Here is a 20,732-nt window from a genome sequence, read left to right on the forward strand (position 1 = left end):
ATATAGAACGCATCTCCTTAAACGAAGATAGCCTCAAACACTAAACGAATCACAACGGTCTATATTGATCGCTTACGTGATAACGAACTTCGCCCGTATCAGGATTGATGATAGGTACCGTTGGTCCGCAATAGTCAATAAACAACTTATCGCCTGCGATGTGATGTTGTCGCATACTGCGTTTCTGCTTTTTAAGCCACCGCTGATAGTGCTCGCAGAACTGCGTGTAGCCGTAGGCTGACGCACTATCCTCGGCGCAATATTCTTCCCACAGCAAGAGCTTAGTCATGCCTTTGCGCTTCAACTCTTGCTGCATTAGCATAAAGTCAGGCAGCCGTTTCTGGCGCTGAACGGGACCCGTGCTATACAACTGCGCTTCGAGCGTTTTATCGTTTAGCGCTTCCGGCAACGGCCACGATAAGTCACTGGATTTAAAGCGCGAGAGTATTTCACTCACGGTTGAAGGACCAAGACTTAAGCATTGGCCGATGTCTCGATGGCTTAATCCTACTTCGAATTTGAGACGCAGGACGTCTTTAATCTTTCTCATATCGGTTCTCTTTCTCGCCATGGCAGCTCATTCCTTCAATAAAGTGATGAAGTGGAGCTTACCAATTGATTTAATGAGAAAAAGAAGAAGATTTCGGGATTCCGATCAGTGATTTCGGAAAAACGTCATTTTTGATCGGATAACTCCGAAATAGGCGATCGGATTAGACCGAAATCAGTGATCGGATTGAACCGAAATGGGTGATCGGAATGGGCCGGAACATGCAAGCGCCGTAACTCACCTGAGTTACCAGCGTAATAAAGATATCCAGCCTGACTAAAAGGGTCGAACTTCTTAATGTCGCAAAATGCAATGTAAGTCTTTAAGGCGCTTAATTTAACTACTAGAGACCATGCATTGGTTTCATTTTTCTTCTCTTGATCAACCCATCTTTTTAGCTTTTGCATTCTTTCCAGTCGAGAGGGTTTAGCTAATGGTTTTTTGGGATCACACTGTTCATGACACCAATAAATAAAATTGTGTCTTGTGCTGTTTAGCACCCCTTCTGGCCGTATATCAACGATCAAATCTAATGAAGTAACATTTTTCTTAGTAATCGGCGGAGCGGGTGATTTATTTTGATTTCTCGATGCTGCTAATCGACTTTTTGCCATATCATCACCTCAGCGATTGTTGTGCGAATTGATTTTTACGCTGAGCGAATTCCAACCATGTTTTATTGTCATTCATGTAGTTAACGTATTTTTGAGTGGTAGAGGTGCTTTCATGCCCCATCAAATCAGCCAGCTCCTGTAACAAAGCCTCGAAGGGCTTACCTGTTTCCATATGTTTGCTGTACAGCCAGTCGGTTGCGAAAGTGGCTCGTAAGTCATGAGGGGCAAAATAAATATCAAGCCCACAGTGTGTCAAATCATTGCGGATAGTTTCCACATACTTTTGAATGGTGTTTGGAGCGTAGATATTGCCATTCGATTTAACGAATAAGTGGTTATGGCGAAGTAATCCTTTTTCAATAGCCTTCTTCCTCGCCTTACTTAACTTGTACTCGTACAACAGATCCATGACACTGGCTGGGATTTCAATTGTTCTGTTTTTTTTGAACTTGGTTAAGCAACCGTTAATATTCTCACCAATTTGCACCTTAACTACTTTAGCTTTTGGCTTGTCCACGACAGAGGCAGGAAATGTTATTAATTCCTCCAATCTCAATCCCGTTTCAGTTTTTAAGTACACCATTAGGGCTTTAGTGTCAGATGAATTTTCAATATCAAGGTGTTTATAAAGCTCTTGTTTTTCATCTTCACGAAGTGGGTTAAGCTCTCGAATATCAGCATCTTGAGGTTTTTTTATGTTCTTAAATGGTCTAGTGAGACCTGTGGTGTATACAATAATTTCCTTACTGTGACTGCGATTGAGATGTGAGAGCATTTCATGTTGTGCTCTGTTTCCTTTGTTGCTTATGCGAACAGTCTTTGCCTTAAACTCAAATGGTCGAAAGGTTTTGCTGATTGAAATGATCCGCTGGCGATGAAGGAAGATGAAGTAATTGACAACTTTCAAAACATAGTTAGAGGCTGTACTTGGAGAACCACCGACTTTTCCAGTTTCATCCTTGGTATAAAGGTTTTCCAATAAATAGTCTCGATATCTCACGATTGGACTTTCCTCTACCTTCTCGGTGCAGTCATATATTGTTAACGGAGGTTTTTCATCAACCAGAAGGCCAGTCCTTGGGTGTGTATGTTCGGGGATTTCCGTGCTCAACCACCGATAGAAGCTCAATAACGCAACTGCATGGGATTGAATCGTCTTATCGGAGGATATATCTGGATCTGCCAACAAAGAGTGAAGATATAGATTCACTGGCACCACATTGATACCATCGGGGTCTATTAAAATTGGAAGTTTATGAGCAAATGGTTTTGAGTTGTCCCTAACGTCATGGATGATCTCGCCACTGTCAGGGTGTGGCCTACTTATAAATGAGGGATATTTCTCCGTACTAATCCACATAAGACAATAGTCAAAGCCGAAGTCATCTGGAAACGACCTATTTTGTTCAATCACATTAACACCTAAATCATCCGTTATTCACACTGCTAAGCCTTCCCCCAGGGGGTTACGCGTTCATACATCTACTTTTTCAAGATATTTCTTAACCAATAGTAAAAATTGTAACCACCCCTCATCTCGACGTCTAATTTATACAACCTGAAACATTACAACATGTGATGTCTAAAGTATTTCCCAACTGTAAGCGCATAGTTAGAGGAGAATGCCAAAATGCCATGGCGCTGCATTTCGGCTTTGATCTGAAAGACGGGTACGCCCATTTTAATACCGAGTAACTTAGCTTCACGCGAGCGTGCAACCACGCAGCCGTCATTGTTGGACAGCACCACAACCGGCGTATCTTTTAAATCAGGACGAAACAGCTTCTCACAACTGGCGTAAAAGTTGTTGCAGTCCACCAAGGCAAATACAGGCATGGGACAGTCACGACTTACGGCGCATGTTTCGCACCACATTGGTGACCACACCAAATATCTCTAACTCTGCCCCTTCAGGAATATGAATGGGCTCATACGCCTGGTTTCTTGGGATCAGCTTGACGCACGGCCTTAGTTGAAGCTCCTTTACCGTGAGTTCTCCATGGATGCCAGCGATGACAATGTCACCGTGTTCTGCTTGAACAGAACGATCAACCACCAAAATATCATCTGGGTGAATCCCAGCATCAATCATTGAATCACCTTCAACACGCACAAAGAACGTTGCAGCCGGTCGCTTGATGCACAGCTCGTTGAGGTCGAGCGTTTGCTCAACATAATCCTGCGCTGGTGAGGGAAAACCAGCAGAAACACGTTCCATGAACAATGGAATACGAAGGCGCTTGGCTTTGATGAAGGCAAGTGCGCCGCTACGGCCTATCAGCGAGACACTCATGACGAACCTCGAAAAAATAGAATTAATACTGTTTGTTTATACAGTATCTGATGCTATGCTGATTTCTACAAGTAAAATTGTAGGTAAAACTGTAGTTGTTCGAGTAAGACGTTGTGTCGTGGGTGATTTCTTTTTTGTGTTGAAAAGCTTGATGTGGGGATTGCTCGCCCTCGTCAAAGCCTGCAAGGCTTGGACAATACTGCTTCTGCCTACTGCTCTTGTTTCTGTTACTGATCCTGTTACTGCTACTGGTTAACGCATGGGTCAAGTAACCGTCAAACAAGGCTTGTTGAACCCTTTGCAAAGGGTTTAAAAACAGTTAGTAAAATTCTGCTTCGTATTGAATTTACTGGCTTAAAGCGAAGTCAGGAGCATCATTAAAATGCTCAGTCGAACTCAGTTCAAGCCTTTTTCAACCGTTTGAAAAGGGGTTGGCTAAGCCATACCTAAAGGGTATCGGTAAGGGTTACCTAAAGGGTTTAGCTAAGGCTTTCTGAAAGGCTTAGCCAAAGCCTTCATACATGGGTCACCCAGTAGAAAGATCAAAAAAACGCTGAGGTATCCAAGGTGCATTTAGAGAAACCTGTGGCACAGTGAAATAACCCAAAGCGAACAATAGAATTGAAGAGGAACCATCAATGACAAGAGCCCCTGCGCCATTTCCGCTAGAGCGCCTCGCGGATATTCCAGAAAGACCAGAAGATTTTAGATTGCTGGAGCGTATTCCATTAACGCGTGAGCCGCAGTCCTGGCCACTTGAACTTTCTCCTATGGTTGGTGATGAACAGCCAATGGTGCTGCTCGATACAGAGACAACCGGACTGTCTGCCGAGGACGAGTCCATTATTGAGCTTGGTATGGTTAAGGTGCTTTACAGCCCCTCTGCTCAGCGGATTGTGTCGATTGTTGATGTGATCAGCTTGTATGAAGATCCCGGTAAGCCTATCCCCGAGCTGATTACCGAGTTAACCGGTATCACCGATGATATGGTGCAAGGCCAGCACATTGATGATTCACTGGTAGCGAGTTGGTTATCCGATGATCCGCTGGTGGTTGCACACAATGCGCAGTTTGATCGTCCTTTCTTTGAAAAGCGGTTTGCTGCATTAGGCCATCTATCTTGGGCCTGTTCAGCCAGTGGCATAGATTGGAAGGCACTGGGTTTTGAAAGTCGAAAGCTTGAGTACCTGCTGCTTCGCTTAGGTTGGTTTTATGAAGGACACCGAGCTGCAACCGATTGTTTGGCGATGGCCTGGTTGTTCCATTTGTTGCCCGAGTCCGTTGCAAACTTGTTGTCTGAAGCGGACAGGCGAACTGTGTTAGTTCGTGCGTTTGGTGCGCCGTTTGACGTAAAGGACTATTTAAAAGAGCGTGGTTACCGCTGGCATGACGGTGTTAAAGGTGCCAACAAGCATTGGTGGCGCGAAATCAGCGAAGACGAGTTACCGCAGGAACAAACTTACCTGGATGATTTGTACCATCGTGGCTCAGAACATGCCCACTATGACTACAAAGATGCTCGCAATCGATTTAAAGCTTTGTAGCTCTCTATAAGTTAAGCCTTGCATATTTGAGAATCTCTGGAAAATGGAAAGTGAACTCATGGTTTAACCAACAAGAGGAATCTTTCCATGTACCAAGACACCTACATTGAATACTGGGGCGAAATCTTCGTCTCTGCCCGCATCATTGAATTTGGCATCACGTTCGAGCGCTTTCTTAAAGATCCATGGAAGCACTTGATGTCCTGTGGCCAAGAGTCTGCACCGGACGCGATTGCTGAAGGGATGCTGCCATTGCTACCAGCCCAGGCAGAAGTCGCCAGGCGCATTCGGGAGAGTGAGCAACGAGCCCTGATGTCTACAGAGTCGGACAAAGGGGTATCTCATTGCAGTTACATCGTGGTGCCACTGGTTCGGGTAGCGCATTGATTGATAGCAACTATCATCGATGGCACCAAACAAGGTCTTCACGCCCATACCTGAGCGGCAATTGCAATCCAGATCAAAAAGTTGCCGCTTAGTCTTCCCTACAAAATAATTTGTGATAGGATGATACCTAATAAAATTAATTAGGTTGAAGCCTATTCAGTGTTTTATGGCCATCTGTCCAGCTTCAACCGGTAGAGATTGATTAGTCATTGCGGATGAAGAGCAGCATTGAGTGACACTATTCAATGTGATTACGCGATGTCTGACCGTACTTTATAAACAGAGTTTTAAGAATCTGGTTGAATTGGATAAACAAGACGCATGACAAATGATGGTCTGAAACAAACGGTAGTGGTGAAGCCAGATAGGCTTTCGCAGATAGCGCAGTTGCCACAAGCAACCAGGGATCGCATTGCCCACATCGATTTCACCTTATTGTTTAAGGGAGAAGCGGTACGGGCAGACTTAGTAGATCGGTTCAGCATAGCTGCTGCACAAGCAACGAAAGACTTCACCATGTACCGAGAGCTTGCGCCAGGCAACATTGAGTATGACCAAAAGCTCAAATTGCATAAGCGCGGTGAAGCTTTTGAACCCTTGTTCGACTACGACGTTGTCAGAACACTGGCAACCATTAGCCAAGGCTACGGAGATGGCTTTACTGGAAAGGTAAAACCACCATTGGCTTGTGAAGCGCCTTATCACCTTAACAAGCCGAGTTTGTCGATAGTGGCGAAGGTCACCGAAGCCATCCACAAAGGCAAAGCCTTGAGCATTACCTATGTGTCGTTATCGAGTGGTGAAACTACGCGTGAAATAGTGCCGCATACGCTGGTGGACAATGGCCTGCGTTGGCACGTTCGTGGTTTTGACCGCAAGCATGGCCAAAGCGGAGCGCCAAATGGGTTCCGTGACTTTGTGCTTACCCGAATTAAAGCAGCGGTCGTGCTTGAGGATTCCATTCTGTCAGAGGCTGAACTTGAAACCCAAGACCGGCAATGGAATCGCTTTGTAGAGCTTGAGTTAGTACCGCACCCACGCATAGAGCACAGCGAAGCGATTGAGCTTGACTATGGCATGAAAGGTGGTGTTTTAAAGATTGAGATTAGAGCGGCAACGGCAGGTTATTTACTCAGACAATGGAATGTCGATTGCTCCAAAGCAGCTCAGCTAAAAACACCCGAATTTCATTTATGGTTAAAAAATTATCAAACTTTATACGGTGTGGGTAACCTTGCGATTGCGCCTGGTTTCGATAGCGTCACAGCATAGGGAAGAACATGAATAATTCAGAACAGCAGTTTTTAAAAGAACTCGATGTAAAGTTGTGGTCGGCAGCCGATCGGTTACGTAACAACCTCGATGCCGCTAACTATAAGCATGTCGTGCTAGGGATCATCTTTCTAAAGTATGTGTCAGACGCTTTTGAAGAGCGCCAACAAGAGTTACGTCAGTTGTTTACTCAGGACGATAGCGATGACAATATTTATTACATGCCTCGTGAAGATTATGACTCTGACGAAGAATACAACGATGCGGTCAATGCAGAGTTAGAACTGCACGAATACTATCAAGAGAAAAACGTTTTCTGGATACCAAAAAGGGCAAGATGGAAATTTATAAAAAGTACTGCTTCTCTTCCGATCGGTAGTGTAATTGACAAAGATAGTCATGGAAATGAAATTAAATTGAGATCAATTTCATGGTTGATTGACAATGCACTGGATGAAATAGAGTCGCATCGGATAAATGATAAGCCAGCAAATCCAAAGTTAAAGGGAGTTTTACCTCGAATAAGTCGTTACGAAGTTGAAAATACGAATCTAACAGAGTTAATAAATAGATTCTCTGATACGAGTTTTAGTAATCCTGAGTTTAATGGAAAGAAGTTAAGCTTAAAAAGCAAAGATATTCTTGGTCATGTATATGAATATTTTTTGGGGCAATTCGCGTTGGCTGAGGGAAAACAAGGTGGGCAGTATTACACACCTAAAAGTATTGTTACTCTAATTGTTGAATTGCTAGAGCCATATCAGGGGCGGGTTTATGATCCTGCAATGGGGTCGGGTGGATTTTTCGTTTCAAGTGAAAAATTTATTGAAGAACACGCAAAAGAAAAAAAATACAACGCATCAGAACAAAAAAAACACATATCTGTTTATGGTCAAGAAAGCAATCCTACCACATGGAAGCTTGCGGCTATGAATATGGCTATAAGAGGCATTGATTTTAATTTTGGGAATAAAAACGCTGATACTTTTCTAGATGATCAGCATCCAGATCTTAAAGCTGATTTCGTAATGGCAAATCCTCCGTTTAACATGAAAGAATGGTGGAGTGAAAAGTTACAAGGAGATATAAGATGGATGTATGGAACACCTCCAAAAGGGAATGCTAATTATGGATGGCTTCAACATATTATCCATCACCTAAATTCTAATGGTAAGGCAGCAATCTTACTTTCAAATGGGTCTTTGACCGTAAATGCTAAAGACGAATATGAAATAAGGAAGTCCATCGTTGATAGTAATTTATTAGATTGTGTGATTGCTCTCCCGACACATTTATTCACTAACACGCAAATTGGTGCATGTATTTGGTGCTTTAGTAAAGCAAAAGACAAAAGACAAAACAGAGCGAAAAATGTGCTATTTATCAATGCTAAAAATTTAGGAACTCTTGAGACTAAAGTAATCAGATCTCTATCAAAGTCTGAAATAGAACAAATAGCGGATTGTTATAAAGACTGGGTTAGATCTGAAGGATACAAAGATCAGCCTGGGTTTTGTAGAAGTGTTGATATAAGTGAGATAGAAAGGCATAAATATGCCCTTGTACCAGGTCGATATGTGGGTTTTGACAGGAAAAATCTTGTATCGAAGGAAGCACAGATTGAAATGTTTAAGAATATTCAAAAAGTAAGTAATAGGCTTAATGAAGTAGTTCTGGCGGCTGAAAAAACAAAACAAATAATGGAGAAAGTTTCAAATGGCTGAACCATTTCTATTAAGTCATAAAGATTGGTTTCATGGAACTTTAGAGGCTTGTAAAAAAACTGGATTAATTCTTCAGGTTGAATCAGGTGGCACACCCAAAACAAATGAAGATGATTATTGGGAAGGAGATATTCCATGGCTAACTCCCAAAGAAATTACTGACATGGATGGTGTTTACGTCAGTAAAACAGAGAGAAATATCACTACTTTAGGTCTTAAAAGTTCGGCAGCAAAACTATTGCCTGCAGGAACAGTAATGCTCAGTAAAAGAGCCCCTGTTGGTGCAGTTGCTGTCAACACTGTTCCTATGGCTACAAATCAAGGTTTTTTGAATTTTACATGTGGGCCACTTTTGAGGCCGCTTTATTTAGCATATTGGTTTCGCTTGAATAAGCCTTATCTTGACGCAGTTGCTAATGGTTCAACATATCCTGAACTCTATAAAAGTGATCTCTTTGAGTTTCACATATCAGTGCCTTCAGTAGATGTACAAGACAAAATATTGAAAGTAATTAGCGCACTTCAGTTTTGTAAACTATCAGGGCATGCACTAGAACAATCCGCATTAGATATGCAGCAACTTAGCAATATAAAAGCAGAAAGTAACGAGTTAGAAAAGACAATAAATCAAGTGATGTTCCTACTATTTTCAGGGGAGCTTTCAATAGATGATCTTAGTAAAAGGCTCTCATTATGATTGGTTTGTGTCAAAAAGGTAGTTGCCGAAAGTTGATTGGTCATACTGGGAAGTGCGATCCTTGGCCGACTAACTGCTGGTCATTTCTGGAAGAAAAAGATAAGAAAAAACTTTCAAAAGCAGGCTACGCAACACCGCGAGGAGGAAAGAAGGGGGCTTATCAAAATCATGTTTATAGAAACAATAAAGTTATCATTCCTTTTGAAAAGATTAATGTTATTGATACTTCAAACTATGAAGATGGGTACATCGTAAGGCTGTACCCTGATCAAGCTTTTATTTCTTCAGGTATTTTGAGTGAAATAAATTTGCCAGATGGTGAGCCACTCGTAATCGGTGAAAATGCTTTTGTATTGTATCGCTCTCATCAATCTTTTGATGAGTTTCCACCGCTTGACGAATGGTCCGTTCGTCACTTGGAGGATAAGAATGGAAATATCGTTGAAAAAAGAAGTTCAGAAGTATTAGACAAAGGGCATTATATTCTTCGCCTTCCAAAAGTTGGTGGAGGCAAGAAAATTATAAAAAATGAAGTTATCGAAGGGCCACCGCAGGGGATTTTTGCTCCTGAATATGCTAACAAGGAAACTAATTTTCTATCACAAGCATCTTTAGCATGGCAAATTATACATACATCGTCTAGCCCATATACAGCATCACAAGCATTACATCTGAAATTAATTCTAGATGAGTGCTCACTTAGTGATGGGGTTCACTATAACTATCTTGGGATGATGAAAGGAAATATTACAACTTGCCCACTATGCCTCAAAAGAATTTCATATGATGAGCTTCATAGTCATATAAACCTTGAGAATGAAGAATCTCTTTTAAACTCTGGCCTAATAGTAGATGGAACCAATCGTTCTACTACAGTAAATCTATTTCATATGATTCCACTTGAATATGAACGGTTGCATCATAATCACTTCTACGTTTCTTGGGGGCATGCAACTTGTAATACCAAGCTTGGGCAGCGAAGATGTTATTCGCTTGCTGAAGTAAAGGAAATGGATATAAAAGTAGCTAAGTTAATTGGTGATAGCATTGAAACTTTTGGGTGGATTAGTGATGACGACAAGATGATTAGATCCCCGAATGGAGCTGTTTGGATCAGAATCTCTGAAGAGCTGTATATAGAGAGGGATTAAAGTTATGAATGAAGAAAATCTAGAGAGCCTTTGTTTAGGTTGGTTTAGGGAAAATCATTGGGATATTCTTCATGGGCCTGATATTGGTCCAGATGGCAACAATCCTCTGAGAAAGAATTACTCTGACGTTATCTTAGAAACTTACTTAAAATTAGCATTTGAAAAAATCAATAACCATATTCCTGTTGTTCAAATAGATATCTGCTATGAACAGTTTAAAGCCATTATATTAAAACCTGATTTTTTTGATTTAGTTACAAGTAACCGTTCTTTTCATCGTTTCTTGTTGCAAGGAGTTCCTGTTGTATATAAGGGAGCCGATGGTGAATCGATACAGGATCATGTTTTTATTATCGACTTCGATAACTTGAACAATAATCTATTTACTGTCGTCAATCAGTTCACGATTACTGGCACCAAACAGCCACGTCGGCCTGATGTCATTTGTTTTATCAACGGCTTACCGATTGCTGTTCTTGAGTTGAAAAGCCCAAGCGATGAAAATGCCGATATTTGGGATGCCTTTAATCAACTGCAAACCTATAAAGATGAAGTCTCAGACCTTTTTATCTTCAATGAGGCGCTAGTAGTCAGTGATGGTTACACCGCTCGGGTCGGCTCTCTAACTGCTAACCAAGAGCGTTTTATGCCTTGGCGCACTATTAATAATGAAAACGATAAACCTTTACTGGAGTGGCAGCTAGAAACCATGGTTCGCGGTTTTTTTGATCGTGAGTTGCTGCTGGATTACATACGATTTTTTGTATTGTTTGAAACAGACGGTGAGACGATCATTAAAAAGATTGCTGGTTATCACCAGTTTCATGCTGTGCGAGAAGCGGTAAAGACGACAGTCATTGCGGCTCAGCAAATTGATGGCGTAACAGAGAAGCGGGCAACCTATGCCGATGAGGTAGTACCTGGTAGTAAAAAAGCAGGTGTGGTTTGGCACACTCAAGGCAGCGGCAAAAGTATTTCAATGTGTTGTTATGCCGGTATGTTGCTTCAACAAAAGGCTATGAATAACCCAACGCTGATTGTTGTTACCGACCGCAATGATCTAGATGGTCAGCTCTATGCCACGTTCTGCAACGCAGTTGAGCTCTTGAAGCAAACGCCTGTTCAAGCATCTGACAGGGATGCGCTAAGACAGTTGTTAGCTGAAAGAGAGTCTGGCGGCATCATTTTTACCACAGTGCAAAAGTTTGCCCTGCTTGACGACGAGAAGCATCATCCAATACTCAATGAGCGTCACAATATAGTTGTTATCTCAGACGAAGCACACCGCAGCCAATATGGCCTGAAAGCCACCTTAAGTGCAGATGGTCAATATAAGTTTGGTTACGCCAAGCATATGCGCGATGCGCTACCGTCTGCTTCCTTTATTGGTTTTACTGGTACACCCATTTCACAAGAAGACAAAGACACTCGCGCTGTATTTGGTGGCTATGTGTCCATCTACGACATTCAAGATGCAGTAGATGATGGCGCAACCGTTCCTATTTATTATGAGTCACGCTTGGCAAAGCTTGATTTGAACCATGCTGAAATCGCTGAGTTGTCCGATCAAGTTGATGAAGTGGTAGAGGACGAAGAGGACGTAAGCAACCGTGAAAAAACTAAGGGGGAATGGAGCCGTCTTGAAAAGCTTGTTGGTGCGACGCCTAGATTAAGCCAAGTTGCAGCTGACTTGATCGAGCACTTTGAGACACGCAATGCCACTATGGATGGTAAAGCCATGATAGTGGCTATGAGCCGTGATATCTGTGCGCATCTCTACAATGAGATTATTGCACTGCGCCCAGAATGGCATTCGGATGATCCTGAAAAAGGGGCGATTAAGATTGTGATGACAGGGTCAGCTTCGGACAAGCCACTTTTGCAACCCCATATCTATAACAAAAAAACCAAAAAACGCTTAGAAAAGCGCTTTAAAGATATGAATGATCCTCTGAAGTTGGTCATTGTCAGGGACATGTGGTTAACGGGGTTTGATGCGCCTTGTTGTAACACTATGTACGTGGATAAACCGATGAAAGGCCATAACCTGATGCAGGCCATTGCGCGGGTTAACCGCGTATTTAAAAACAAGCCAGGCGGTTTAGTTGTTGACTACATTGGTATTGCTAACGAGCTTAAGCAAGCATTGAAAACCTATACAGACTCTAAAGGTAAAGGCGAGCCAACACTCAATGCAGAAGAAGCGTTTTCCATTCTTTTAGAAAAAATTGATGCTATCCGTGGCATGTTTGGTAAAACACCAAAATCCGATGGTTTGGACATATCGGGGTATGAAACTCAAGCGCACAAACTATTGGTGCCTGCCGCTAACTATGTACTTGGCTTAGAGGATGGCAAAAAGCGTTTCTTAGACTTAGTGTTGGCGGCAACAAAATCATACTCACTATGCAGTACCTTGGATGAGGCCAAAGAGTATCGGTGCGAAATAGCTTTTTACTCTGCCATTAAGGCCGCTATCAGCAAATTTACCAGTGTGGATAGAAAGCGCACTCAGGAAGAAAAGAACTCGGCACTGAAACAGATCCTAGATAACGCAGTGATCGCCGAAGGCGTTGCTGACGTGTTCGCACTTTGTGGCTTGGACAAGCCCAATATTGGTTTGCTATCGGATGAGTTTTTAGAAGACGTGCGACAGATGCCGGAGCGCAACCTCGCCGTTGAGTTACTTGAAAAACTTCTCAAGGATGACATTAAAGCGAAAACACGTAATAACGTTGTGCAAGAGAAGAAATACGCAGACCGCTTGCAAGAAACGCTTAGAAAGTACAATAACCGCGCCATTGAAACAGCTCAGGTCATTGAAGAACTTATTCAAATGGCCAAAGAGTTTCAGGAAGAAATGATGCGCGAGGCTGAACTGGGGTTAAATCCAGATGAAATCGCGTTTTATGATGCTCTAGCCAACAACGAAAGTGCAGTACGTGAACTTGGTGATGAGATCCTTAAAAAGATTGCCGTCGAAATCACAGACAAACTCAGAAAATCGACCACGGTTGATTGGCAAGTTCGTGACAGTGTTCGAGCTAAATTAAAAATACTCGTGCGCCGCACTTTACAGCGTTACAAATATCCACCTGACAAAGCCGCTGAAGCTGTAGAGCTTATTTTGAAGCAGGCTGAGACATTGTCGAATTCATGGACGAAATAAAGGGTGCTTTTATAGATGACAACAAATAAATCTAATTCATTCTGGTTTGTGGGTGCATCCTACGGCAAAGGTAGTGAAGACCAAACGGAGCGTTTTCTCAACGATGGCGTTTGGCAAAATGGCTATGAAGATAAATATCTCGATGTAGTCCGCAGTATGCAGCCGGGCGACAAGATTGCCATTAAATCGTCATATACAAGAAAGCGAGAGCTCCCTTTTGATACTAAAGGCCAGACTGTTTCAGTAATGGGGATCAAAGCTATTGGTGTGATTACCCGTAATCATGGCGATGGCCGGTTTGTCGATGTTGAATGGCAACCACGCTTTGAGCCTGTTAATGAATGGTATTTCTATACCAATCGCAGCACTATTTGGCGCGTTTCTCCCGATGATTGGATGACAGAGGGGCTTATTGACTTCACTTTCAATAATAAACCCCAGGATATAGATCGTTTTCGCAATGCTCCCTATTGGAAGGAGCGCTTTGGTGATACCCCTGTCGATAAACAGCGTTTTAAATGGACCCAATTTTACGAAGAGTTTGCCGACAAGCTATTAACTTACAAGGATGATCGTGCTTCTTTAATGGCAGCCATCCACGATTTACCGAACAAAATTGAAAGCATTTCTGTCCTTCAAGATCAGCCTAAGGAAGGCACAAAAGATTTGCTAAGTGATATTTGCCCGTTTACCGTCTTCGGCCTGTTTAACCGGGGCATTACCGATGCTAACCGAATAGCCATCGCAAGCGAGCTTGCTGCTTTTTTGAAAGTTGAAACGCCTGTTCCTAATTCCTTTGAAGGTATCCCTGTTGTTAATAATCAGCGCTCTTGGTTTTTTGGATACAAATACCGACGGGGTGAACATGACATTGATACACTATGGAACCTTTTTGAGGCCGCCATAGAACACGCTAATAACTCAGAAACTGATACCGCAGAGGCACTTTACGATGCTTATGAAACTGCGACTAAATGCTGGGGAACCGGCTGGAACCTCTCAATGGGGCTGTATTGGATTAGACCATGGAAGTATCTGACACTTGATGGCCAATCACAGGCATACATCACTAAAAAGCTGGGTTTAGAAATAGGCAAGAATGGCGAAAAAGGTCGCTGTAGCTCAAGAGATTACTTCGGTCTGATTGATGATCTAGAAACACGATTTCAAGAGGACGCCTACCCCGTACACTCTTTTCCAGAACTGTCGCTTTCGGCCTGGCTATTTAAGGATACCGACACATCCGCTCATCCGAATGCTACTAACCTTGATGACGAGGAGCTATCGGCAGAAGAAGACGAAGTTGCTGTTCAGACTGCGCCTATTGAACCTTATACTATTGACGACATCATTGCCGATGGTTGTTTTCTTGAAAGAGAAAGCATCGCAAAAATAATTACTCAGCTTAGACATAAGAAAAACCTTATTCTCCAAGGCCCTCCGGGAACTGGTAAGACATGGCTCGCAAAGAAACTTGCATATGCGTTAATGGGCCAAAAGGACGAAAACTCTCTACGCGCTGTTCAGTTCCACCCCAATCTATCATATGAAGATTTTGTGCGTGGTTGGAGGCCATCAGGCGAAGGAAAATTAACTCTCGTTGATGGTCCATTTCTGGAAATGATTAATGAAGCCAAAAAAGATGCGAGCAGCAAACACGTAGTCGTTATCGAAGAAATTAACCGAGGAAACCCTGCTCAGATTTTTGGCGAAATGCTCACATTGTTAGAGGCTGACAAGCGCACGCCAAGTGAAGCTTTGGAGCTTAGTTATCGTCGAGCTGAAGGCGAAAGAATTCATATTCCCGCTAACCTTTATGTTATTGGCACTATGAATATTGCCGACCGCTCATTAGCACTTGTTGACCTTGCTCTACGTCGCCGATTCGCATTTTTTGATCTTAAGCCAACGCTCGGTGAGGCATGGCGCAATTGGGTTCATAGTAAGGCTGGTATTGATAACGATTTTTTGCAGTTAATTGAACAGCGCATAGTCTCACTAAATAACGAGATTTCAAAAGAACGCAACTTGGGCCCTCAGTTTAAAATCGGCCACAGTTATGTAACACCACCGTTAAATACAAAGATTGAAGATGCTGCAGCATGGTTTCAAGGTGTCGTAGAAACTGAAATTGGACCGCTTCTTGAAGAATACTGGTTTGACGATATAGAACGCGCTATCAAATCCAAAGACGCTTTGGTTGAAGGCATCTAATGTCTGCCGTTATTGAAGCTAAAAGCCAAACTACTTCGTCGAGACGATTAGGAAAGATTCCTGTTCGTAACCTGTGGTTGTTGATGCTCTATGCTTCGGACCTTTATCGCCACCTTGGCACCAATAAAGTCGACGTAGAAGACAACCCAGAAGACATAGCAGATTTGGTTGCCGAGATTCTCTGCCATCAAGTTGAAGAACGCATGATGCGAAATTTAAGCTATGGGTATGAATCGAAAGTTGCTGTAATCAATCGAGTTCGTGGACGCATAGATACCCTAACCACCGAGCGGCAAAGGCTACTTGAAAAAGGTAAGGTATGCTGTCGCTTTGATGAGTTAACGGTAGATACTCCCCGTAATCGTTATGTTAGATCTGCATTAGAACGATTATCAAAGCTGAATATTAAACCAACTCTTGCCCATAAATGCCGAGCCTTAATGCTGAGTTTAGAACGTCTAGGCGTGAGCAAGGCAAAGCCAATAAATTACAGCGGAAAGTCGGAAAGATTTGGACGCCATGATATTAGCGATCAGAAGATGGTTGCTGCAGCCGATTTGGCTTTTTCACTCGCTATACCCACAGAGTTTGACGGTCAATTTCATCTAACAGCTCCTGACACTCGAAAAGAGTGGCTTAGAAAATTGTTTGAAAAAGCTGTAGCGGGTTTCTATGCCGTAGCACTAGATAAAAGAGAGTGGCGAGTATTGGCTGGCAAACAGTTTGATTGGCAGATATCAGATAAAAGCTCAGGGATAGACGAAATTCTTCCCAGCATGAAAACAGACATCATTATCGATAATCGTTCACCAGACAAGCGTTTGGTAATCGACACAAAATTCAATTCAGTGACCACTAAAGGTTGGCATAGGGAACAGACTCTTCGCAGTGGTTATATCTACCAAATGTATACTTACCTTAGAAGCCAGGAAGACACTTCAGACCCCAAATCACTTGAAAGTATTGGCATGTTACTTCACCCGACAGTAGATAAAGAAGTCGCTGAGATGGTAACAATTCAAGGCCACCCAATATGGTTTTGCACTGTTAATTTAGGTGAGTCAGCTATTTCAATCAGAGAGCGCCTACTTGCTCTTTTACAAAAGAGTTTCCAGGAGAAAAAATAATGGTCACATTCGATCAACTTATGCTACCGCTAATAAAGGCATTAGTGAACCTTGGGGGCTCAGGCAGTATCGACGAGATATACGAAGAAGTTGTCGAGCTTGAGAAGTTTGATGAGGGTACTTTGGCTGTTCTGCACAACCCTGAAAAAAGTAGCCAAACTGAAGTTGGATATCGATTAGCATGGGCTAGAACCTACCTGAAGAAAGCTGGATACCTTGAAAACTCATCTCGTGGCGTTTGGGCACTTACAGATAAAGCTAGACAGGAACCGGAAATCGATAGCAGAGAAATTGTCAACTTTGTTAGAGCACTGGACCGCAAGCCTGAACAGACTAATGCTACGACATCTACTCCAGAACTGTCGTCCGATGACTCCCCTGAAGAGGCTATGCTTTGGCGTGAAAAACTGCATCATGTGCTAATTGAAGAAATGAGCCCGGATGCGTTTGAGCGACTAACACAGAGGTTATTGAGAGAATCAGGCTTTATCCATGTTGAAGTGACTGGTCGCACGGGTGATGGTGGTATCGATGGCAAAGGAATTGCCCGAATCAACGGTTTGATGAGCTTTCATATCGCTTTTCAGTGTAAAAAGTACAAAGGTTCCGTTGGGGCTCCCGAGATCCGTGATTTTAGGGGCGCAACCGTTGGTAGAGCTGATCGTGGGATGTTTATCACTACAGGTAACTTTACAAAAGCTGCGATTGAAGAAGCCAACCGTGATGGCGTTGCTCCGATTGACTTGGTCGATGGTGATCAGTTAGCCGATAAGCTTAAGGAACTTAGTTTAGGCGTTAAAACAGAGTTAGTTGAAAAAGTAACAGTTGATCCTGGCTGGTTTTTAGGTCTTTAACTGTTAATAAGCACCAAAGGAACTCCAACGTGCATTGTCTAGTTCTTGAATATATGCGGTTAAATACGGCCACTCACATAACGGAAAGTTAGAATGAATCCTGAAAAATACAATAGAAGTATAAGCTTGCTTTGCCCGACTTGTGGCTGTTCAGACTTTTCATACGAAGACGGTTGCGATGAAACAATACAAGTAATGACTTGTGCATCTTGTGACCGAGAGTTTAATAAAGATGAGCTTATTCAAGAGAATAGCGAAAATATTGACGAGCACCTTTCTGAAATCAAGGAAGAAGTTTTAAAAGACGTTCAAGACGAACTACGTAAATCTTTAAAAAAGGCTTTTTCTGGTAGCAAGAATATAAGGATTAAGTAATGCCAGTAACTATTGATGCAGGTGATGTGATAGCTGGATTAGCTTTCCTTTTATCTGGCTACGCAACATGGCAAACGGTCAGCTTTAATAAGAGGCAGAAGTCACTTGTCGAAAGCCAGGAAAAGCTAAACACCATTCTCTTGGAAAAAGAAAATGAAGATGCTCTGAAAGGAAAGCAAGCTGACCTTGGTGCATCAATTATAAAACTTGGCAGCAGTAAGTATCGGCTTAAGGTTTGGAATAAAGGTGCTGCTACTGCAAGAAACGTCAGAATTGAGTTCCCCGAAGGTAACGATTTAGTTATTGAATCAGAAGTGACTGACAAATTTCCAATGGAAAGCCTCGAAAAGTATCAAGCCGTTGAGCTAATAGCCGCTGTTCATATGCAAACGAAACGAAAGCATGTTGTTCGGCTAGTTTGGGAGGATGATGCCCAGTCTTACAATGAAAAGCTGTCTTACCCCACACTGTAATGTAACTGTCGGTTTTCTCACTAGAACGAAGACAACTACAGATAAATGCATATTTCTTTCGGCTATCTAACATCTTCAGTTGCTACAGAACCTTCACACTATCGTGTCGGAGGTTCACTATGTTCAAAAACCTATTTTTTCAAACCAAAGCACTACCAGAACTGTCATCGCAACTGGATACAGAAATTCCACGCTACCCGCCATTCCTGAAAGGGTTGCCAGCTGCGTCCCCCGAGGATTTGCAGTCTACACAAGACGAGCTAATTACCAAACTGCGCCAGGTACTTGGCTTTAACCTGCGTGATTTTCAAAGGCTAATTCAGCCCTGCATTGATCATCTGGCTGCTTATGTTCATTTGTTGCCAGCTTCTGAGCATCATCATCACAGTGGCGCTGGTGGTTTATTACGTCATTCGTTGGAAGTTGCTTTCTGGGCTGCACAAGCTGCTGAAGGGATCATCTTTGTTGCCAGTGGCACACCGGTTGAGAAAAAAGAGCTGGAACCAAGGTGGCGTGTTGCGGCGGCATTAGGCGGTTTGTTCCATGATATTGGTAAGCCTGTTTCAGACTTGTCTATTACAGACGAAGATGGACGCTATCAGTGGAACCCTTTTTTAGAAACCTTATCCCAGTGGACCACAAATAACAGCATTGAACGCTATTTTATTCGCTGGCGCGACGGACGGTGCAAGCGGCACGAGCAATTTTCAATTTTGGTTTTAAACCGGGTGATGACACCCGAGTTGCTCGCCTGGTTAACCCAACCGGGCCCTGAAATTTTGCAAGCCATGCTGGAGGCAATTGGCAATACCGATCCCGAGCATGTCCTGTCTAAATTGGTTATTGAAGCTGACCAAACCAGTGTCCAGCGAGACCTGAAAGCTCAACGAATTTCCGTTGACGACAACACCATTGGTGTCCCAGTCGAACGCTATCTACTTGATGCCATGAGGCGATTGCTTGCCAGTTCCCAGTGGTTGGTCAATCAGCGAGATGCCAGAGTTTGGATACGAAAATCGAATCAATCAACCAATCTTTACCTGGTTTGGAAAAGCGCGGCTAAGGAAATCATTGAGCTGTTGGCCAAAGACAAGATACCTGGCATTCCAAGAGATCCCGATACCCTTGCGGACATCCTCATTGAGCGAGGATTAGCCACAAAATCAGCCTCAAATGAGCGATATGAAAGCCTTGCCCCTGAAGTGCTGATCAAAGACGGCAAGCCAATCTGGTTACCCATGCTGCATATATCTGAGGCCGATTTATTGTTCAGTTCGAATGTACCAAGTGGTGTGAGGCTGTTTAGCAAATCTGAGTGGGAAGCAACACAGCAAACACAAGCAGAGCCTCAGAGTCGTTCCAGTGAGCAGCCAGGCTTGTCTGAAGCGTCATCATCAATTGAACTCAATAATTCGGCTGAGTCGCCATCGACAAAATCGTCCGAACAAGATGATGAACGTCGTCTTGCCAGTGATGTTAATCACCTTCAGGCAACTGAAAATGCTCCAGGTGATGAATGCGAAAAGCCTAACAACTCATATGATGGCGCTATCTCAAATAACGTAAACCAGCACGATGCAGAAGCATTGAATCTGCCTGAATCTTTGGCATGGCTCCCAGAGGCCAGTAGTGCGTTGGTTATGGTTGATGAACAGATACTGGTCCGCTATCCCGATGCCGTAAGACATTGGTGTGCTCCCCGAAAACTGCTTGCTGAACTCAGTCGATTGGATTGGCTTGAAATAGATCCGGCAAACCCGACGCGTAAAGCCAGAACTGTGACTACGAAAGGTGGCGTTCAGGAGCAAGGGTTACTGCTGAAAGTATCGATTTCTAAAGGGCTTACTGCACTGATTGACCTTCCCAAACAAGACGCAGAATCAGCGGCAGCAATTCAGAACGAAGAGGCTTCACCGCGACCGAGTCGAACTGAGACAACCAATGCCCGAGCAAAAGAGCCCTCCAAAAGAGCGGAGTGTAAGCAAAAGCCGATTGCGCCCAATGCGAACTCAAGTATCGACCCCAAACACGCGCAGCGCCAACAGATGGTTAATTTTGTGAAAGATTTGCCCATCTTACTGACCGATGGCGATTACCCAGACGTGGATCATAGTGCCGATGGTATTCGCGTCACGATTCAAACCTTACGCCAAGTCGCCAATGAGCATGGCATTCCAGCCGGACAGCTGCTTCGGGGGATCTCGGCCAGTGACCAATGCCAGTTTGATGAGGGGGAAACGGTTCTGTTTACCGCTCACGCTGAACGTTAATCCATTTGAAATTAAGCG

At 43.2% G+C, this 20,732-nt stretch carries 17 protein-coding genes and 2 pseudogenes; 14 read left to right on the forward strand and 5 right to left on the reverse strand.

Annotated elements, in window-relative coordinates; genetic code table 11:
- Positions 1 to 82: 82 nt before the first annotated feature.
- The 5 genes and pseudogenes from JKP77_RS13120 to umuD all read right to left on the reverse strand — a co-directional run.
- Positions 83 to 571: pseudogene (locus tag JKP77_RS13120) on the reverse strand (IS21 family transposase); the annotation flags it as partial.
- Between the two features lie 104 nt (positions 572 to 675).
- Entirely contained in the window at positions 676 to 1,164 is a 489-nt protein-coding gene (locus tag JKP77_RS13125; protein ID WP_218311694.1) for a hypothetical protein, read from the reverse strand.
- 4 nt (positions 1,165 to 1,168) lie between these two features.
- A complete protein-coding gene (locus tag JKP77_RS13130) occupies positions 1,169 to 2,578 on the reverse strand; it encodes a tyrosine-type recombinase/integrase (RefSeq protein ID WP_061094527.1) in 1,410 nt (469 codons plus the stop codon).
- A gap of 188 nt (positions 2,579 to 2,766) precedes the next feature.
- Positions 2,767 to 3,000: pseudogene (locus tag JKP77_RS13135) on the reverse strand (Y-family DNA polymerase); the annotation flags it as partial.
- 7 nt (positions 3,001 to 3,007) lie between these two features.
- On the reverse strand, positions 3,008 to 3,457 hold the full coding sequence (gene umuD, locus JKP77_RS13140) for a translesion error-prone DNA polymerase V autoproteolytic subunit (protein WP_000116661.1): 450 nt from the start codon (positions 3,455 to 3,457) through the stop codon (positions 3,008 to 3,010).
- Between umuD and JKP77_RS13145 the strand changes: the two genes are divergently transcribed.
- The 14 genes from JKP77_RS13145 (at position 3,456) to mobH (ending at position 20,714) form a co-directional block, all read left to right on the forward strand.
- Positions 3,456 to 3,713, forward strand: coding sequence for a hypothetical protein (locus JKP77_RS13145; protein ID WP_000182836.1), 258 nt, complete (start codon positions 3,456 to 3,458; stop codon positions 3,711 to 3,713). The genes umuD and JKP77_RS13145 overlap by 2 nt on opposite strands.
- 382 nt (positions 3,714 to 4,095) lie before the next feature.
- On the forward strand, positions 4,096 to 5,001 hold the full coding sequence (locus JKP77_RS13150; protein WP_000196208.1) for a 3'-5' exonuclease: 906 nt from the start codon (positions 4,096 to 4,098) through the stop codon (positions 4,999 to 5,001).
- Between the two features lie 87 nt (positions 5,002 to 5,088).
- Positions 5,089 to 5,388: a hypothetical protein gene (locus JKP77_RS13155; RefSeq protein WP_000284112.1), complete on the forward strand. Its 300-nt coding sequence runs from the start codon at positions 5,089 to 5,091 to the stop codon at positions 5,386 to 5,388.
- 321 nt (positions 5,389 to 5,709) lie between these two features.
- Positions 5,710 to 6,660, forward strand: a complete 951-nt coding sequence (locus tag JKP77_RS13160) for a WYL domain-containing protein (RefSeq protein WP_000180271.1) — start codon at positions 5,710 to 5,712, stop codon at positions 6,658 to 6,660.
- Between the two features lie 8 nt (positions 6,661 to 6,668).
- On the forward strand, positions 6,669 to 8,384 hold the full coding sequence (locus JKP77_RS13165; protein WP_001065598.1) for a type I restriction-modification system subunit M: 1,716 nt from the start codon (positions 6,669 to 6,671) through the stop codon (positions 8,382 to 8,384).
- Complete coding sequence (locus tag JKP77_RS13170) at positions 8,377 to 9,081, forward strand: restriction endonuclease subunit S (protein ID WP_000829999.1); 705 nt, start codon at positions 8,377 to 8,379, stop codon at positions 9,079 to 9,081. Before JKP77_RS13165 ends, JKP77_RS13170 begins: the two co-directional genes overlap by 8 nt.
- Positions 9,078 to 10,232 (forward strand): BstXI family restriction endonuclease, encoded by a 1,155-nt coding sequence (locus tag JKP77_RS13175; RefSeq protein WP_002040530.1) that lies wholly within the window; start codon positions 9,078 to 9,080, stop codon positions 10,230 to 10,232. Before JKP77_RS13170 ends, JKP77_RS13175 begins: the two co-directional genes overlap by 4 nt.
- Positions 10,233 to 10,236: 4 nt before the next feature.
- On the forward strand, positions 10,237 to 13,401 hold the full coding sequence (locus tag JKP77_RS13180) for a type I restriction endonuclease subunit R (protein ID WP_001001495.1): 3,165 nt from the start codon (positions 10,237 to 10,239) through the stop codon (positions 13,399 to 13,401).
- Positions 13,402 to 13,416: 15 nt separating this feature from the next.
- The gene (locus JKP77_RS13185; protein WP_000210502.1) at positions 13,417 to 15,615 is read left to right on the forward strand and encodes an McrB family protein; all 2,199 of its coding nucleotides are present in this window, start codon (positions 13,417 to 13,419) and stop codon (positions 15,613 to 15,615) included.
- Positions 15,615 to 16,742, forward strand: a complete 1,128-nt coding sequence (gene mcrC, locus JKP77_RS13190) for a 5-methylcytosine-specific restriction endonuclease system specificity protein McrC (RefSeq protein ID WP_001277095.1) — start codon at positions 15,615 to 15,617, stop codon at positions 16,740 to 16,742. Before JKP77_RS13185 ends, mcrC begins: the two co-directional genes overlap by 1 nt.
- Positions 16,742 to 17,596 (forward strand): restriction endonuclease, encoded by an 855-nt coding sequence (locus tag JKP77_RS13195; RefSeq protein ID WP_000255863.1) that lies wholly within the window; start codon positions 16,742 to 16,744, stop codon positions 17,594 to 17,596. The genes mcrC and JKP77_RS13195 overlap by 1 nt, the downstream gene beginning before the upstream one ends.
- 93 nt (positions 17,597 to 17,689) lie before the next feature.
- Complete coding sequence (locus tag JKP77_RS22350; protein WP_001067695.1) at positions 17,690 to 17,971, forward strand: ECs_2282 family putative zinc-binding protein; 282 nt, start codon at positions 17,690 to 17,692, stop codon at positions 17,969 to 17,971.
- On the forward strand, positions 17,971 to 18,444 hold the full coding sequence (locus tag JKP77_RS13205; protein WP_001145412.1) for a hypothetical protein: 474 nt from the start codon (positions 17,971 to 17,973) through the stop codon (positions 18,442 to 18,444). Before JKP77_RS22350 ends, JKP77_RS13205 begins: the two co-directional genes overlap by 1 nt.
- Positions 18,445 to 18,563: 119 nt before the next feature.
- Positions 18,564 to 20,714 (forward strand): MobH family relaxase, encoded by a 2,151-nt coding sequence (gene mobH / locus JKP77_RS13210; RefSeq protein ID WP_000475920.1) that lies wholly within the window; start codon positions 18,564 to 18,566, stop codon positions 20,712 to 20,714.
- Positions 20,715 to 20,732 lie beyond the last annotated feature (18 nt).

This window comes from Alteromonas antoniana (genome assembly GCF_019249295.1).
Lineage (GTDB): Bacteria > Pseudomonadota > Gammaproteobacteria > Enterobacterales > Alteromonadaceae > Alteromonas > Alteromonas antoniana.

Excerpts from the sequence above, each read along its gene's own strand:
- JKP77_RS13195 (WP_000255863.1), top strand. The coding sequence starts at position 16,742 with ATGGTCACATTCGATCAACTTATGCTACCGCTAATAAAGGCATTAGTG.
- JKP77_RS13145 (WP_000182836.1), top strand. The coding sequence starts at position 3,456 with ATGACGAACCTCGAAAAAATAGAATTAATACTGTTTGTTTATACAGTA.
- JKP77_RS13170 (WP_000829999.1), top strand. The coding sequence starts at position 8,377 with ATGGCTGAACCATTTCTATTAAGTCATAAAGATTGGTTTCATGGAACT.
- JKP77_RS13165 (WP_001065598.1), top strand. The coding sequence starts at position 6,669 with ATGAATAATTCAGAACAGCAGTTTTTAAAAGAACTCGATGTAAAGTTG.
- JKP77_RS22350 (WP_001067695.1), top strand. The coding sequence starts at position 17,690 with ATGAATCCTGAAAAATACAATAGAAGTATAAGCTTGCTTTGCCCGACT.
- JKP77_RS13180 (WP_001001495.1), top strand. The coding sequence starts at position 10,237 with ATGAATGAAGAAAATCTAGAGAGCCTTTGTTTAGGTTGGTTTAGGGAA.
- JKP77_RS13125 (WP_218311694.1), bottom strand. The coding sequence starts at position 1,164 with ATGGCAAAAAGTCGATTAGCAGCATCGAGAAATCAAAATAAATCACCC.
- JKP77_RS13175 (WP_002040530.1), top strand. The coding sequence starts at position 9,078 with ATGATTGGTTTGTGTCAAAAAGGTAGTTGCCGAAAGTTGATTGGTCAT.
- umuD (WP_000116661.1), bottom strand. The coding sequence starts at position 3,457 with ATGAGTGTCTCGCTGATAGGCCGTAGCGGCGCACTTGCCTTCATCAAA.
- JKP77_RS13155 (WP_000284112.1), top strand. The coding sequence starts at position 5,089 with ATGTACCAAGACACCTACATTGAATACTGGGGCGAAATCTTCGTCTCT.
- mobH (WP_000475920.1), top strand. The coding sequence starts at position 18,564 with ATGTTCAAAAACCTATTTTTTCAAACCAAAGCACTACCAGAACTGTCA.
- JKP77_RS13185 (WP_000210502.1), top strand. The coding sequence starts at position 13,417 with ATGACAACAAATAAATCTAATTCATTCTGGTTTGTGGGTGCATCCTAC.
- JKP77_RS13205 (WP_001145412.1), top strand. The coding sequence starts at position 17,971 with ATGCCAGTAACTATTGATGCAGGTGATGTGATAGCTGGATTAGCTTTC.
- JKP77_RS13150 (WP_000196208.1), top strand. The coding sequence starts at position 4,096 with ATGACAAGAGCCCCTGCGCCATTTCCGCTAGAGCGCCTCGCGGATATT.
- mcrC (WP_001277095.1), top strand. The coding sequence starts at position 15,615 with ATGTCTGCCGTTATTGAAGCTAAAAGCCAAACTACTTCGTCGAGACGA.
- JKP77_RS13160 (WP_000180271.1), top strand. The coding sequence starts at position 5,710 with ATGACAAATGATGGTCTGAAACAAACGGTAGTGGTGAAGCCAGATAGG.